Annotated in this window: 14 protein-coding genes and 1 pseudogene; 14 read left to right on the top strand and 1 reads right to left on the bottom strand. The window is 68.3% G+C overall.

What is annotated here, in order from left to right:
• Positions 1-13: 13 nt before the first annotated feature.
• Positions 14-328 (bottom strand): helix-turn-helix transcriptional regulator, encoded by a 315-nt coding sequence (locus tag CAP13_RS03945; RefSeq protein WP_085830318.1) that lies wholly within the window; start codon positions 326-328, stop codon positions 14-16.
• A 165-nt stretch (positions 329-493) separates the two neighbouring features.
• On the opposite strand from CAP13_RS03945, the gene CAP13_RS09655 reads away from it, so the two are divergent.
• From CAP13_RS09655 to CAP13_RS09875, 14 genes and pseudogenes are all read left to right on the top strand, one after another.
• Positions 494-664, top strand: a complete 171-nt coding sequence (locus CAP13_RS09655) for a helix-turn-helix domain-containing protein (protein WP_143764879.1) — start codon at positions 494-496, stop codon at positions 662-664.
• A 52-nt stretch (positions 665-716) separates the two neighbouring features.
• Complete coding sequence (locus CAP13_RS09660) at positions 717-977, top strand: peptidoglycan-binding domain-containing protein (RefSeq protein WP_143764880.1); 261 nt, start codon at positions 717-719, stop codon at positions 975-977.
• Between the two features lie 163 nt (positions 978-1140).
• Positions 1141-3318, top strand: a pseudogene (locus tag CAP13_RS03950) (HAD-IC family P-type ATPase); the annotation flags it as partial.
• 40 nt (positions 3319-3358) lie between these two features.
• Positions 3359-4576 (top strand): aconitase family protein, encoded by a 1218-nt coding sequence (locus CAP13_RS03955; protein WP_245798932.1) that lies wholly within the window; start codon positions 3359-3361, stop codon positions 4574-4576.
• Positions 4577-4601: 25 nt separating this feature from the next.
• Complete coding sequence (locus CAP13_RS03960) at positions 4602-5705, top strand: zinc ribbon domain-containing protein (protein WP_085830321.1); 1104 nt, start codon at positions 4602-4604, stop codon at positions 5703-5705.
• Between the two features lie 86 nt (positions 5706-5791).
• A complete protein-coding gene (locus tag CAP13_RS03965) occupies positions 5792-6352 on the top strand; it encodes a peptidylprolyl isomerase (protein WP_097677666.1) in 561 nt (186 codons plus the stop codon).
• A 102-nt stretch (positions 6353-6454) separates the two neighbouring features.
• Positions 6455-7000, top strand: a complete 546-nt coding sequence (locus tag CAP13_RS03970; RefSeq protein WP_425429830.1) for a tetratricopeptide repeat protein — start codon at positions 6455-6457, stop codon at positions 6998-7000.
• Positions 6948-8492, top strand: coding sequence for an aconitase family protein (locus tag CAP13_RS03975; protein ID WP_245798894.1), 1545 nt, complete (start codon positions 6948-6950; stop codon positions 8490-8492). The genes CAP13_RS03970 and CAP13_RS03975 overlap by 53 nt, the downstream gene beginning before the upstream one ends.
• A gap of 54 nt (positions 8493-8546) precedes the next feature.
• The gene (mreB, locus tag CAP13_RS03980; protein WP_085830326.1) at positions 8547-9578 is read left to right on the top strand and encodes a rod shape-determining protein; all 1032 of its coding nucleotides are present in this window, start codon (positions 8547-8549) and stop codon (positions 9576-9578) included.
• 15 nt (positions 9579-9593) lie between these two features.
• Entirely contained in the window at positions 9594-10583 is a 990-nt protein-coding gene (gene mreC / locus CAP13_RS03985; RefSeq protein WP_085830327.1) for a rod shape-determining protein MreC, read from the top strand.
• A gap of 2 nt (positions 10584-10585) precedes the next feature.
• Complete coding sequence (locus CAP13_RS03990; protein ID WP_085830329.1) at positions 10586-11137, top strand: hypothetical protein; 552 nt, start codon at positions 10586-10588, stop codon at positions 11135-11137.
• Positions 11138-11144: 7 nt separating this feature from the next.
• A complete protein-coding gene (mrdA, locus tag CAP13_RS03995; RefSeq protein WP_085830330.1) occupies positions 11145-13199 on the top strand; it encodes a penicillin-binding protein 2 in 2055 nt (684 codons plus the stop codon).
• An 11-nt stretch (positions 13200-13210) separates the two neighbouring features.
• Complete coding sequence (locus CAP13_RS04000; RefSeq protein ID WP_085830332.1) at positions 13211-14398, top strand: FtsW/RodA/SpoVE family cell cycle protein; 1188 nt, start codon at positions 13211-13213, stop codon at positions 14396-14398.
• Positions 14399-14425: 27 nt separating this feature from the next.
• Positions 14426-15126 (top strand): hypothetical protein (locus CAP13_RS09875; protein WP_085830333.1); only part of this gene is annotated, 701 nt, incomplete at its 3' end.

A 15126-nucleotide genomic window follows, 5' to 3' on the forward strand; every position in this document is an offset into this window, starting at 1 on the left:
CTCTCCTATATCGCTAATCGCCGAAGTGGACCTCGAGCGACCGTGCGAGGTCGATGATGACGGCACGGCTCGACGGCTGCAGCCTTTGGAAGATCGCATCAAGCTCTGCCTGCTGCTGAGTCACCTCGGGCACCTCCACGTCAGTCATGAGGATGTAATCGACCGTCGAGCCAAAGGCGGCGGCTGCGCTGATTAGCTGCTCGCCGTTCATCACGACGCGACCCTGCTCCCAATTCCTATAGGTGCCGAGGGACACACCAAAAAGCTCCGAGGCCTGCTGCTGGTTGTATCCGGCCTCTTTGCGTACCTCTTTCAATCGCGTCTGCACTTCTCACGCCCTCCTTATAATCCGTAGCCGCTTACGTCTCATAGAACGAATAGTACCAATATCTAGCGTAATTGTACAGAAAGGATGTTGACAAGTACCAGTAAGGAGCTTACTATGAGGGTCGTAAGTACAAACTAAATGCGTAGTAGATAGGAGGAAGTACCAATGAAGAACCTAGCATCTGAGCGAACGCGCCTGGGCCTCAAGCAAGCCGAGGCAGCTTCGAAGCTGGCAGTCTCGCCTAAGACGCTCGCCAAGTACGAGAGCGAGCCTGCGAGCATGCCCGGAGACTTCATCATCCGCGCCTGCCGATTCTACTCATGTAACGCGAGCTAGCGCCACGACCGCCGCGCTCCAGCGCGCGCTGGGCACCCCGGCCGACGGCGAGGTGTGGGGCCAGTGGGAGCCCAACTGCCAGCGCTTCTCCGGTTGCACGACCGGTTGGAAGTGGGACCGATCGGGCACGGGGTCACCAGTGATCCGCGCCCTGCAGGCGCACCTCGGGCTGACGGCAGATGGGATCATCGGCCCAGACACTGCCAACGCGATCATCCGCCGCTATGGAAACGGCATCTGCGATGGGCGTCTCGACGCTGGAGGACCGGCGATCAAGGGGCTGCAGCGCGCAATTAACGCGGGAAGTCTGTAGTAGAGCTATGCCGCTCGTGGTATCCTGATCATCACGAGGGTGCCCAGAGCGCATATCTCGGTTCGAGAAGACATGCGGACGGGGCACCATCTCGCTTTTTCGATCCCGCTGGACTTCAAGCCCGGCGGGTTCTTCGTATCTGCCGGATTCGTTTGGATGGCCTATGACTGAACGCACGCCCGCCGAACCCGCCCCCGCGAGCGCTAGGACCACCCGCTCCGATCCCACCCGCGGCCTCACATCCGCCGAGGTCGCGGAACGCGTCGCCCAGGGCCGCGTGAACTACAACATGGAGCTCAAGACCAAGTCGGTGCGCGAGCTCGTCATCGAGAACCTCTGCACGGTCTTCAACCTCATCAACGCCGTCCTCGCCCTGCTCGTGATCACCACCGGTTCTTGGAAGAACCTCACCTTCCTGGCCATCGTCCTCCTGAACACGGGGATCGGCGTCGTCCAGTCCCTGCGCTCGAAACGCATGGTCGACCGGCTCACCCTGCTCGCCACCAAGCAGGCCCGCGTCATGCGCGACGGTATCGAGGTCGAGGTCGACCTCGACCAGATCGTCCTCGACGACGTCGTGCGCCTCGGCCGCGGCGACCAGATCCCCGCCGACGCCGTTGTCATCGACGGCACGGCGCAGGTCAACGAGGGTCTGCTCACCGGCGAGAGCAACCTGATCCGCAAGGAGCCGGGCTCCGAGCTCATGAGCGGCAGCTTCCTCGATTCGGGCACGGTCCTCGCCCGCGTCGTGCACGTGGGCGCCGACAACTACGTCGCCAAGATCAACGCCGAGGCCAAGTACGTCAAGCAGGTCAACTCGGAGATCATGCGTACCCTGAACGCGATCGTGAAGTTCGCCGGCGTGTTCATGATCCCCATCGGCATCGGCCTACTCTGGGCGAGCCTGAACGAGCAGTTCGTGAAGGCGGGCGTCGCCGCCGAGGGCGCCACGCTCCTCAGCTGGTTCGGGGGGCGCATCCTCGCCGGAGACATCCCATCCTCCTCGATCCTCTCGGTCGTCGGCGCGCTCCTCGGCATGATCCCCCAGGGGCTCGTCCTCCTCACCTCATCGGTCCTGGCGATCGCCACGGTCCGCCTCGCGCGCCGCCACGTCCTCGTCCAGCAGCTCTACTGCATCGAGACCCTGGCCCGCGTCGACGTCCTCTGCCTCGACAAGACCGGGACCATCACCTCGGGGCGGATGCAGGTCGCCGGCACGCACCCCCTCGGGGAGGGTCGTGACGGGCGGGACCCCGCCGCCGAACTCGACTTCGCGCTGGCGAACATCGCCCGCGCCACCGCGATCGACGCGAACGAGACCGGCCGCGCCCTGCTCGAGCACTACGAGGGCGGGAGCGTCGCCGTCGCCGCGCCCCTGCGGGTCGTCGCCTTCTCATCGGCGAAGAAGTGGAGTGGGGCGACCTTCGAGACCGGGTCGTTCGTCATGGGCGCCGCGCAGTTCGTCTTGACCCCCGAGGTCTTCGCCCGCCATGAGCGGCGGGTGGCCGAGCTCGCTGACAGCTGCCGCGTCCTCGTCGTCGCCCGCGTCGACGGCTTCACCGACGATGACGACATCATCGGAGCTCCTGAGCCGCTCGGATTCGTGACCATCCGCGACGAGATCCGCACCTCGGCGCCGGAGACCATCGGCTACTTCAAGGAGCAGGGCGTCGACCTCTTCGTGATCTCGGGAGACGACCCACGCACCGTGTCCTCGATCGCCCGCGTGGTCGGCGTGCCCCAGGCGCAGGCATTCCTCGACGCGACGGCGCTCGACACCCCCGCCAAGCTCGACGCCGCCGTCGACCGCTACCGGGTCTTCGGTCGCGTGACCCCGCAGCAGAAGCGCGAGCTCGTGCGCGCGCTCAAGCGCCGCGGGCACACGGTCGCCATGACGGGCGACGGCGTGAACGACGTCCTCGCCTTGAAGGAGGCGGACTGCTCGGTCGCGATGGCGGCGGGGTCGGACGCGGCCCGAAACGTCGCGGAGATCGTGCTCGTGGACAACGACTTCGCCTCCATGCCCGCCGTCGTGGCCGAGGGACGGCGCTCCATCAACAACCTGCAGCGCTCGGCGGCGTTCTTCCTCACGAAGACCCTGTTCTCCATGGTCCTCGCTGCCATCTGCATCGTCTTTCCGCCGTACCCCTTCGAGCCGATCCAGATGACGCTCATCAACTTCTTCTGCATCGGCATGCCCGGCTTCATCTTGGGCCTCGAGCCCAACCGCGCGCGGGTGGAGGGGAGCTTCCTCAACAACGTCCTGCGCCGCGCCCTGCCGGCCTCGCTCGCCGTGGTGGCGGCCGCCTGCGCGTGCATGGGGGCCGCGTCCCTGGTCGGCTACAGCGNCCACCACCGACCTGCTCGCACGTGCGGGCCTCATCGAGCCCCTCGCCGCCCAGGGGTTCGCCGTCTGCGGCTACGGGTGCATGAGCTGCATCGGCAACTCGGGTGAGATCTTCGCCCCCCTCCGCGCGATCTCCGATGACTGCGAGCTCACGAGCGTGCTGTCTGGAAACCGCAACTTCGACGGGCGCATCAACCCGAACGTCGCCCAGAACTACCTGGCGGCACCGGCACTCGTCATCGCCTATGCCCTCGCGGGCACCGTCGATGTCGACCTTACCCGCGAGCCGGTGTGCCAGGGCAGCGCGGGCCCCGTCTTCCTCGCGGACCTCCTTCCTGCCGATGACGAGGTCGCCTCCGTGCTCTCCCAGGTCCTTGACCCGTCGCTCTATGCCCGCGCCGCGGCCGGGCTCATGGAGGGTGGGGAGAGCTGGCAGGCCCTGCCGGCGGAGGGCGGCTCCACCTTCGCCTGGGATCCCGACTCCACCTACGTGCGCCGCCCGTCCTACTTCGAGGACGCGCGCCGGGAGGACGCGATCTCCCTCACGGATGCCCGCGCCCTCGCCCTCCTCGGCGATTTCGTCACCACCGATCACATCTCGCCGGCCGGGGCCATCGCGGACGGGTCGCCCGCCGCACGCTACCTCGAGGAGCGCGGCATCACCCGCGCGAACTTCAACACCTACGGATCGCGCCGCGGCAACCACGAGGTCATGATGCGCGGGACCTTCGCCAACGTGCGCCTGGAGAACCGGCTCGCCGCAGGGCGCCTCGGCGGCTGGACGACCGATCCCGTGACCGGCGAGCTCGCCACCATCTTCGACGCCGCCGCCTCGGCGCGGGCGGCGCGGATCCCGCTCGTCATCATCGCCGGCAAGATGTACGGCTCGGGATCCTCGCGGGACTGGGCCGCCAAGGGCCCGGCCCTGCTCGGGGTGCGCGCCGTCATCGCGGAGAGCTTCGAGCGCATCCACCGCTCGAACCTCATCGGCATGGGCGTCCTGCCGCTGCAGTTCCGGGAGGGGGAGAGCGCGGCGTCGCTCGGCCTCGACGGCACCGAGACCTTCTCGGTGGGACCCGTCGACCTCTCGACAGGCGAGCCCAACCCGTCGTATGCTCAGGTGGTGGCGCGCAGGGCGGACGGCCGCGAGGTCTCCTTCACCGCGCGCGTGCGCGTTGACACGAAGACCGAGGCGGCCCAGCTCCGCGCCGGCGGCATCCTGCCCTTCGTGCTCGACGCCCTCCTGAAGTAGCCCCGCACCCGGGAAGGACGCATCCGTGATTTGCCCACACTGCCTGAGGTCCATCGAGGACGGTTCCTCGTTCTGCCCCCACTGCCACGGCTACGTGGGCGCCGCCGCATCCAGCGTCGCGGAGTTCGTGTACTGCGAGGGCTGCGGCGCCCGTTTGAGCTCACATGACCGCACCTGCCCGAAGTGCGGGCGCCCCGCCCCGGGGATCCTCTCCACCGACTCCGCCTCACCCGATCTCGCGGCCGGCAAGACCGCGAGCTTCCCCCGGCTCACCAAGCGGATGATCGAGACCGAGGCGCCCGAGCTCCGCCCGGAGGCCCCCACCGCATCGCAGGTGGCGGTCGACTCCGTGGACCCCTTCGCGACCGGTGTGCTCCCCGCCGCCGCGGTCAACCGGGCGATGCCCGCGGCCGAGGCCGGCGAGGATCCCTATCACGGTCCCACCCGCCGCCGGAAATGGCCCATCGCCCTCGCGGTGGCCGCGGCGGCGCTCATAGGCGGCGGGGCGTACTTCGTCGCAGCGGATCCGTTAGGCGTCATGCCGGGTCTCACCGCCGAGCTCGAGGCTGCCGCCCGCCAGATGTTCCCGAGCCGCATGACACCCGAATCCGCGGTGGATGCCGGATCAGCTTCAACGGAGGCGACTGATGAGACCGCTGACCAGGAGGACGACGGCTCACTCACCGACGCCCAGGCCCTGACCCGGCTCACGGCCGCCTACGAGAGCATCGTCACCCAACACGACGCCTTGGCGCAGATCATCGACGACTACAACACGGCCGCCTTCGCGAACGACCTCGACATGCGCACCGAGGCCTCCGCGAGCGCATACGGGGCCCGCAAGGTCATCGACCAGGTCCTCGAGGACCTGAACGGGATGACCTTCGCCGACACGGCCTGGGATGCGCAGTGGGCGAACCTGGTCCAGCTCGCCGGATGGGCCAGGATCCGCATCGACATGTACTGCGCCTCCTGGGACATCTCCCTCTCCTACACGGGGAGCGACCTGCCGTACAGGCATGAGGACGAGATCCTCGCACCTCTGCGCGAGCGCGCGAGCGCCGACACCGAGGCCCGTGACAACTATTTCGCGCATGTGGCCTCCTACAAGCCCCGCGCGCTGTCCTGAGCGAGCGCGGCGGGGATGCTCCCTCCCATGACCGTGATTCATTCGTGAACACGACCTGTTCCTGCTAGAATTGTCGGGATACCGACATGACAGCAAGGAGGGCTCCTGTGTTTGGCAAGCAGCTCCACACACCCGCATACACGCTCGCCGGCGACGAGATCGCCGTCATCGAGACCTCGAAGGGCACGATCCGCGTCCGCTTGGACGGTGACGGTGCCCCTATCCACGTCGCGAACTTCTGCGAGCTCGCCCAGATGGGCTTCTACGACGATCTGAAGTTCCACCGCTACGCCCCCGGGTTCGTGATCCAGGGCGGCTGCCCGAACACGCGCGACATGACGCCCGAGCAGGTGGCCGCAGGGCAGAGCGGACCCGACGGCATGCCCGGCACGGGCGGCCCCGGCTGGTCGATCAAGGCCGAGTTCGCCACGAACCCGCGCAACAGCCACGAGGACGGCGCGCTGGCCATGGCCCGGTCCCAGGATCCCGACTCCGCGGGGTCGCAGTTCTACTTCTGCCTGGGTCCCCAGCACATGCTTGATTCCGGGTACACCGTCTTCGGGTCGACCATCGAGGGTCTGGACGTCATCGGCTCCCTGCGAGTCGGCGACGTCATCGAGCACGTCGAGATCGTCCACGAGTCATAACCAACGCCTGATGGCCTGAGCTCGGAGGCTTCGACGCGTCCGGGCGCCCGGCATGAGCCGGAAACGATACGAGGAGAGCGAGAGCACGTGAACGCAGAGATCATGGACCAGGCGCGCGCCGCCTACCGCACGGGCGACTACGCCGGTGCCATCCACCTGTTCACCGCCGCGAAGGACCCCGGTGAGGTCTCCGGCGAGGCCGATCACCTGCGGGGCAACGCGCTCATGCGCCTGGGCCGCGTCCAGGAGGCCGCGCAGGCCTACGGGGACGCCCTGAGGGACCCCTCTTACGGCAAGGTCGGCGCCCTGCTCACCAACCAGGGCAAGGCCTATGTCGCCGCAGGCGACCTCGCCCGCGCCCGTGAGAGCTTCTCCGCAGCCACGCGGGACGCCTCGTATGAGACGCCGTACAAGGCGCAGTTCGGCCTCGGTGAGGTCCTCATGCGCCTCGGCAACCCGGCTGAGGCGGGCGCGGCCTTCCGCCTCGCCGCCATCGACGGCACGAACCCGGCCCCCTCCCAGGCCTTGGCGAACCTCGGTGCNGGAGTGCTTCGGCCCGGGCCTCGCGACGCTCACGGCGACCCAGCGCGCCACCGTGGCGAACATGACGCCCGAGTACGGCGCGACGGCCACCTTCTTCCCGGCTGACGAGGCGACCCTCGCCCAGCTCGAGCTCTCGGGCCGCACGGACCACGAGCTCGCCTGCGCCCGCGCGTACCTCGAGGCCCAGGGGCTGCTTCAGGAAGACGCCCCCGAGCGCGTCTTCGCGGACGTCATCGAGATTGACCTCTCCGCCGTCCGCCCCACGCCCGCCGGCCCCTCGCGTCCGCACAACCGCGTCGACATCGAGGGGCTCCCGTCCCGCTTCGGCGAGGCCCTCGCCTCGCACGGGCGCGAGCGCGGGGAGCGCTTCACCGTCGAGCTCGACGGCCGTCGCCGCGCCCTCACCCACGGCGCCATCGCCATCGCCGCGGTCACGAGCTGCACGACCGCCACGGACCCGGCCATGATGATCGCCGCCGGCCTCACGGCGAAGCGCGCCGAGGAGCTCGGCTGCGAGCCGCTGCCTGAGGTCAAGAAGGTGCTCGCACCCGGAAGCCATGCCACCACCGACCTGCTCGCACGTGCGGGCCTCATCGAGCCCCTCGCCGCCCAGGGGTTCGCCGTCTGCGGCTACGGGTGCATGAGCTGCATCGGCAACTCGGGTGAGATCTTCGCCCCCCTCCGCGCGATCTCCGATGACTGCGAGCTCACGAGCGTGCTGTCTGGAAACCGCAACTTCGACGGGCGCATCAACCCGAACGTCGCCCAGAACTACCTGGCGGCACCGGCACTCGTCATCGCCTATGCCCTCGCGGGCACCGTCGATGTCGACCTTACCCGCGAGCCGGTGTGCCAGGGCAGCGCGGGCCCCGTCTTCCTCGCGGACCTCCTTCCTGCCGATGACGAGGTCGCCTCCGTGCTCTCCCAGGTCCTTGACCCGTCGCTCTATGCCCGCGCCGCGGCCGGGCTCATGGAGGGTGGGGAGAGCTGGCAGGCCCTGCCGGCGGAGGGCGGCTCCACCTTCGCCTGGGATCCCGACTCCACCTACGTGCGCCGCCCGTCCTACTTCGAGGACGCGCGCCGGNCAGATACGGGCTTCTTCACCCTCACCGAGTCCGAGATGATCCAGCAGGATCGCCGGGAGCAGAAGGTGCGTCGCCGGCGCCGCCACACCGGCCTCAAGATCTTCCTCACCATCCTGCTCATCGCCATCATCGCCGCGGGCGGAGCCGCCTTCGCCTACACCCGTGGGTTCGGCGTCCCCTCCCAGCAGGAGGCCCTGACGAACCTCTTCAACGCTGTGACCGACGGCACCGAGACGGACTCCTACCTCGCCTCGGGCCTCACTGATGACGCGAAGAGCGTCATCACCTCCACCGTGCCCGAGGGCGCCACCCCCACGATCACGGGGATGGACCAGTCCATGACGACGTCCACCGCGACGGTCTCCGTCGAGCTCTCGCGCGGCGGCACGCAGACCTACACGGTCGAGTTCGCCCGGCAGGGCCTGGGCTGGGTCGTCTCCGGCATCACGATCGACCTGGGCAGCACGGCCACCGCTACGACCACCTCTACCGACACCCAGGCGTCGAACTAGCGCCCACGCGGCCGCGCCGACCCCGACCTATTTGGAGAGATCTTGTTTTCACTGATGGATATGCTCTTCGGTCAATACGATGGCGACCTCGCCATCGACCTGGGCACCGCCAACACCTTGGTCAGCGTCCGCGACAAGGGCATCGTCCTGCGCGAGCCCTCGGTTGTCGCCATCGACAAGAACGATGAGCGGATCCTCGCCGTGGGCATCGAGGCCAAGCGCATGCTCGGTCGCACGCCCGGCAACATCGTCGCCGTGAGGCCCCTGAAGGACGGCGTGATCGCCGACTTCGACGTCACCGAGGCGATGCTGCGCTATTTCATCGACAAGGCGAGTGAGAAGCGCTATCCCTGGACCCCGCGGCCGCGCGTGGTCGTGTGCGTGCCCTCGGGCGTGACCTCGGTCGAGAAGCGCGCCGTCTTCGAGGCCACGATCTCCGCCGGGGCCCGTCAGGCCTACCTCATCGAGGAGCCCATGGCCGCCGCGATCGGCGCCGACCTGCCGGTCGAGGAGCCGACGGGCTCCATGGTCATCGACATCGGCGGCGGCACCACCGAGGTCGCGGTCATCGCGATGGGCGGCATCGTGGTCTCCCAGTCGATCCGCATCGCAGGCGACGAGTTCGACCAGGCGATCCTCACCCATGTTCGCGACGCCTACAACCTCGCCATCGGCGAGCGCACGGCCGAGGACATCAAGATCAAGGTCGGCTCCGCCGTCCCGCTCAAAGATGAGCTCGACGTCGAGGTCAACGGCCGCGACGTGATCTCCGGTCTCCCGAAGACGGTCCGTATCGAGAGCGAGGAGATCCGCCGCGCGCTCAACAAGCCGCTCGACGAGATGACCAAGGCGGTCAAGGACGCCCTCGACATGACCCCGCCCGATCTCGCCTCCGACCTCATGTACTACGGCATCCTCCTCACCGGGGGCGGGGCCATGCTCCGCGGTCTCGACGTGCGTCTGCGCGATGAGACCGGCGTGTCGGTGAACGTGAGCCCGACGGCCCTCGACAACGTGGTGAACGGCTGCGCCCGCGTGCTCGAGGCCAACGCCTTCGACGGCACGTTCGTGCAGAGCAACGCCTAAGGGGGCACCGGCACCTTGGCGCGTTCCACGCAACGGCAGACACATCTGAGCAACCGACGGCCGAGCAGCGGGCTCCGCTCGCTTATCGCCTGCTGCATCATCTCCGTACTCCTCCTAACCGTGTACCTGCGGGAGGGGGAGGGTGGACCGGTCCATGCTGCGCGCTCGCTCGCCAACACGGCCGCGGTGCCGGTGCGGATCGTCGGATCCGTCGTCGCGACCCCGTTCGGGGCCGTGGGCCAGGCGGTCGAGAACCTCACGGCCTCCCAGCAGACCCTCTCTGACCTCAAGAGCGAGAACGAGAGGCTCACGGCCGAGGTGGCCGAGCTCACCGAGAGCAAGGAGGCCGCGCAGCGCCTTGAGGACCTCGTGGGCCTGCGCTCGACCTACAACCTGCAGTCCACGGCCGCGCGCATCATCGGCGCCTCAAGCGATGCGTGGACGGCGACGGTGACCATCGACAAGGGGAGCGCCCAGGGCCTCGCCGTCGGCATGGCCGTGTGCAACTCGGGTGGCGTGATCGGCCAGATCATCGAGGTCTCGGCCACGAGCTCCACCGTGCGCCTCATCACCGACGAGCAGTCGGGCGTGTCGGCCATGATCCAGAGCTCGCGCGCCCAGGGCATGCTCCAGGGGCAGGCCGACGGCAGCCTCCGTCTCGCCTACGTGACCGCGGACGCCGAGGTGAAGACCGGCGACATCGTGATCACCTCCGGGCTCGGCGGCGTCTTCCCGAAGGGCCTGCCGCTCGGCGTGGTGACCTCGGCCGAGCGCCTTCCGAACGCGACCTACTACACTATCACGGTGCGCGCGAGCACGACGGCCGAGAACAACGAGGAGGTCCTCGTCATCACGTCCCTCACCGACGATCAGACCGCGACCGCCGACGAGGTCCAGTCCGCGAACAGCACGCCTACCGGCAGCTCCGCGACGAGCACCACGGACACCACCGGGTCCTCGACCACCGGCAGCACCGATGAGACCGCATCCTCGGGAGGTGAGTGAGCATGCCCGCGATGAACGAGCGCACCCGGAGCACGGCGGCGCGGATCGCGCCGGTGCTCATTGCCTTCCTCCTGCAGGTGGGCATCACGCCCCAGATCTCGCTGCTCGGCGGCCGCTTCAACTTCCTCGTGGCCTCCGCGGCGGCCCTCGCCCCGGGCATGCAGCCGGGCCGCGCCGCCGCCCTCGGTTTCGGCTGCGGGCTCGCCTTCGATCTCACCGGGAGCGTGCCGGTGGGCATGACCTCCCTGATCCTCTCGATCACCTGCTTCGCGCTGGCGACCTCGACCCAGGGCATGCCGCTCGGGCTCTCAGCCGCGGGCGTGCGCCTCACGGGCCTCGGCATCCTCGCCGTCGAGCTCGCGAGCGGTCTCGGCCTCTTCTTTATGGGCGTTGAGGGAAGCCTTGTGCAGGCCCTGTTCGTGCACGGCTTCGTCTCGGCGGTGCTCACGACTGCCGCGGCCGTGCCGTTGCTGCGCCTGACCCCCGCCGACACCGCCTCCCGCGGGTTCTCGGCGCGCTCACGTGGCGGCACACGGTACAAGGCGTTGAGGTAGGCCGAACGTGGACGCTCAACTGGTCGTTATCATCGCCGGCGCCATCCTGGTGGCCGCGATCATAGGCTCCCTGCTCTTCCTGCGCGGCTACTCGGGGCGGTTCGTCTTCGACACGAAGACCGGGACCCGCCCCCGCGCCACCGAGGGGCAGGGCAACACAACGGACCTCTCCCTGAAGGGCCGGCTCAAGCTCCTGACCATCGGCGTGGGCGCGGCCATCGGCGCGCTCGCAGTGAAGCTCTGGAGCATGCAGATGGTCTCCTCGGACTACTACGAGAACCTCTCCGAGCAGAACCGCACGCGCACGGTCACCACCCGCGCCCCGCGCGGCCGCATCCTCGACCGCGACGGCAACGAGCTCGTGACGAACCGGGCCTCCCTGTCGCTCGCCGCCTACCGCGACCTCGCCGACAACCCGCTCGTCGTCCGCCACCTCGCGAACCTGCTCGGTCTGCCCTACATCTCGGTCCTGCGCAACATCCAGGACTACGCGCAGAGCGCCCAGAGCCTCCACACGATCGCCGCCGACGTGCGCCGCTCCACGGTCGCCTACATCCAGGAGCACCCCGCCGAGTTCGACGGCGTGCATGTGGTCGAGACGGCGGAGCGGTCCTACCCGTACGGCTCGCTCGCCTGCCACGTCCTGGGCTACACGGGCACCATCACGCAGGAGCAGCTGCAGGCGCAAAGCGACGCCCAGGCGGCGGGCACCCTCGCATCGGGCTCCGTGATCTACGAGTCCGGTGACATCGTGGGTCAGGCCGGCGTCGAGCTGCAATACGAGAACCTCCTCCAGGGCATCCGCGGGGAGCAGACCGTGCGCGTCGACTCGAGCGGCACGGTGGTCGCCCAGGCCGGCGAGGTTCCCGGCAGCGCCGGCTCCGATATCAAGCTCACCCTGTCGCTCAAGATCCAGCAGGCCTGCGAGGAGGCCATCCAACTCGGCATCGAGGCGGCCAAGAACGCCGGCGACGCCGCGGATGCGGGCGCCTGCATCTGCATGGATGTCACGAACGGCGAGATCCTCGGCATGGCGAGCTACCCGACCTTCGACCCGTCGGTCTTCATCGGGGGCGTCTCCGCGGCGGATTGGGCGGTGCTCAACAGCGAGGACGGCGGCACGCCGATGGTGAACCGGGCGATCTCCGGCCAGTACATGAGCGCCTCGACGATCAAGGCCCTCTCCGCGCTCGCCGCACTCGAGTTCAACACCTACACCACGACCCAGACGACGAACTGCGTCGGCTGGTGGACGGGGCTCGGTGAGAGCGCGGGCAAGTGGTGCTACAACCACAGCGGCCATGGCATCCAGAACCTGCGCTTGGGGATCGTGAACTCTTGCGACTCGGTCTTCTACGACATCGGCAAGGCCTTCTTCTACTCGGACAGCGCCCAGGACGGCCTGCAGACGGTCTTCAGGCGCTGGGGCCTCGGCTCGACGACGGGCATCGACCTGCCAGGTGAGGCCGAGGGCCGCGTGCCCGATGCCGCTTGGAAGCGCGAGTACTTCTCGAACTGGTCGGAGGCCGACCGCACCTGGAACGCCGGCGACGAGCTCAACATCGTGATCGGTCAGGGCGACATCCTCGTGACCCCGCTGCAGATCGCCACCGTCTACGCCGGCGTGGGCAGAGACGGTGTGGAGCCCGTGCCGCACGTCTTCCTCTCGGCCGTCGCCCGCGACGGCGAGGGCACCGCCGTCAGCTACGAGCCGCGCGAGCGCCTGCGCGCCGAGATCCATGCCGAGTCCGACCTCGCCCTCGTGAAGAGCGCCCTCGAAGGCGTGATCTATGAGGAGACGCCGACGATCGCTCAGCACTTCACGAACCTCGACGTGCGGGTTGCCGGCAAGACCGGTACCGGCGAGAAGGAGGGCAAGGACGACTTCGGCTGGTTCGTCTGCTACGCCCCGGCCGATGACCCCAAGTACGCGGTCGCGGTCCTGATCGAGCAGGGCGGCTTCGGATCGGTCTCGGCCATGCCGGCGCTCCGACATGTGCTCGGCGCCCTGTACGACTCTCCGGACACGGTCAGCTACAGCAGCACCGACAACACCCGATAGGAGGAGGGGAGATGCCCGCAACCGAGCGCCGGATCAGGCGCCTGAACAAGCAGATGGACGCGGCCCGCGGGCCGCTCGGCAACACGGTGAACCTGCCGGTGCTCGTGGCCGCCCTCGCGCTGATCGCATACGGGTGCCTTGCGGTCTGGAGCGCCTCGCTCACCATCTCCGACGCCTCCTTCCCGCGCCACCTGTTCGGCGTCGTCCTCGGACTCGCGCTCGGCAGCGTCGTGTGGCGCATCGACTTCCGCCCGCTCGCTGGCATGTCGACGGTGCTGCTCGTCATCGACCTCATCGTCATCTTCCTGCCCTACATCCCCGGCCTCTCCTACAGCGCGAACGGCCTCACGGGCTGGGTGCGGATCCCGGCTGTGGGCTTCACCTTCCAGCCGGTCGAGCTCGCCAAGATCATCACCTCGTTCTTCATGGCGAGCCTGGGCGCCCAGTACCACGGCCACATCGATACGGTGCGCGACTACGTGAAGCTCTGTGCCATGCTCGCCATCCCCTTTGGCGCCGTCGTGGCCGCGGGCGATCTCGGGTCCGGGCTCGTCGTTTTCACGGGCGGCGTCGTGATCATCTGCATGAGCGGCCCGCGCCGCGAGTGGGTCCTCTCCACGATCGCGATCCTCACCGGCCTCGTGTCGCTGCTGCTCGCCGCCGACTCTGTACTCGACGGCCTGCTTGGGCACGACGTCCTCATCAAGCAGTACCAGATGAACCGCCTGCTCGTCTTCCTCGACCCCAACGCCGACACCACGGGCGCGGGCTACAACCTCATGCAATCCCTGATCGCCGTGGGATCGGGCGGCTTCTTCGGGAAGGGCATCGGGCACGCCTCCCAGTCCGGTCAGGGCTTCCTCCCCGAGGCGCACACGGACTTCATGTTCGCCCTGCTCTCCGAGACCTTCGGCTTCCTCGGTGCGGCCATCCTCCTCGCCCTGTTCGCCCTGCTCATCTTCTCCGCGATCCGCGTCGTCCACCGCTCCGACTCGCTCTTCCTGAAGCTCGTGGGCGTGGGTATCATCGGCATGTGGACCTTCCAGATCTTCGAGAACATCGGGATGTGCATCGGCCTCATGCCGATCACGGGCATCCCGCTGCCGTTCATCAGCTTCGGCTCGAGCTCCATGATCATGCAGTGCGCCACCGTCGGCATCATCCAGTCCATCTGGCGCACGCGGCAGAAGGCCTCCTGATCGCACGACCCGTCGAAAGGATCGACTATGAACATCCCCCTGGATAAGATCATCGGCACCTTGAAGGTGCTGCCAACCGCCAAGAAGGATGTCGACGAGCCCGTGCGCGTCGCCGTGTTCGTCGACGGCAGCGCGAGCGCGGACCTCATCGCCGCGGTGCGCGACGCTTTCGTGCCCCAGACGACCTCGGCGCTCGTGCGCGTCGAGCGCCTCGGTGCCGAGCCCGTCTCCCTCAAGGCCGACACCGACCTCTCCCTCGTTCTGACCGGGGGATCCGAGCAGCTCCAGGGGGCCGTGCAGGAGATCGTCATCGGCGGCGCGCCGACCGTCATCGTGACCGATGACGCCGCCGCGGTCTCGTTCATCCGCGAGGAGACGCCGGTGCTCGGCTATGTCGCGGAGCCTGATCGGAGTCGACTGCAGGTCGAGCTCGCCCACGCGATCATCAGCCGGGTGGAGAAGCGCCTGGCCTTCGCCGCGAACTTCCCCTTCCTGCGCGTGGCCGCCGCCTCCGAGGTCATCCGCTCGGCCGCCCTCGGAAATGCGCTCACCGGTGCCCTCGTCTTCATCCCCGGCGCCGACTTCCCGGTCATGACCGCGGCTCAGCTCGGCATGATGGCGCAGCTCGCGCTCGTGTTCGGCAAGCCCATACGCCCTGAGCGCGCCTGGGAGGCGGCCGGTGTGGTCGCCTCGGCGTTCCTGGTCCGCGCGCTCGCGCGCCAGCTCGT

The sequence above is a fragment of the Collinsella vaginalis genome, assembly GCF_900176655.1.
GTDB classification, from domain to species: domain Bacteria; phylum Actinomycetota; class Coriobacteriia; order Coriobacteriales; family Coriobacteriaceae; genus Collinsella; species Collinsella vaginalis.